The sequence below is a fragment of the Vibrio sp. 2134-1 genome, assembly GCF_033339495.1.
This window is the reverse complement of sequence record NZ_JAWOUS010000168.1, coordinates 1-979: the sequence shown is the minus strand read 5'-3', so window position 1 is coordinate 979 and position 979 is coordinate 1. Positions and strand designations below refer to the sequence as shown.

The following is a 979-nucleotide window of genomic DNA, read 5'->3' as shown; positions in this document are numbered from 1 at the left end:
GCTGATCTTGGCTTTGACCAAGCCAGTGGTTCTTAATGTCTAGCGACTTCATTTCTGTCGCTTCTTCGATGTAACTCACCAGAGGGAAACGATCGAGCTTTCTGTCTGAGCGAGGAACCGCCGAAATCAAGCTGCGCGTGTATGGGTGATCTGGGTTACCCAACACTTTTGCCGTTGGCCCAAACTCAACAAGATCGCCACGGTACATTACCGCCACGCGGTCTGTAACGTTTGAAACCACACCCATGTCGTGCGTAACCAACATACAACCAACATTGTTCTGGATACACAACTCTCGGATAAGATTCAGGATTTGGTCTTGGATTGATACGTCCAGTGCCGTGGTTGGCTCATCGGCGATGATCAGATCTGGCTCACCAGCCAAAGCGATCGCGATAACCACACGCTGACGCATACCACCAGAAAACTGGTGAGGATACTGTTTAAGACGGTTTTCAGGCTGAGGGATGCCGACTTGCTGCATCAGAGACAACGCGCGTTGATACGCCTCGTCGTCAGACACTTTCATGTTGGCATGAATGGTTTCTTTTAGCTGCTGCTCAACCGTAAACAAAGGGTTAAGAGAGGTCATAGGGTCTTGGAAGATAAAACCAATCTTCGAGCCACGCACCTTACGCATCGCTTCTGGTGTTAAGCCAGAGATTTTTTCACCATCCAAAAAGACATCGCCACTGGCAACGCGTCCCGGAGGGCTCAGCAAATCGATAACGGCGTTACCAACGGTGGACTTACCCGCACCGGATTCGCCAACAACACCCACGATTTCGCCTCGTTCAATATTAAACGAAAGTGATTTCACGGCCGCGTGAACGCCGTGTCGGGATGGATACTCAATACGAAGGTTTTTCACTTCTAATAGTGACATTTCAGACCTCTACTGCCTTGTCTGTGGTATCGAATCGCACTGGGAAAGCCAGTGCCATTCATCACCTGAATGAATCCGTTCAAATTCAGAATA

Annotated in this window: 1 protein-coding gene; it reads right to left on the bottom strand. The window is 49.3% G+C overall.

Annotation, left to right across the window (positions count from 1 at the left end; all coding sequences use genetic code 11):
- Window positions 1–886, bottom strand: an 886-nt coding sequence (locus tag R7R78_RS24685) for an ABC transporter ATP-binding protein (RefSeq protein ID WP_225474445.1), incomplete at its 3' end; no start/stop codon positions are given.
- Window positions 887–979: the final 93 nt, after the last annotated feature.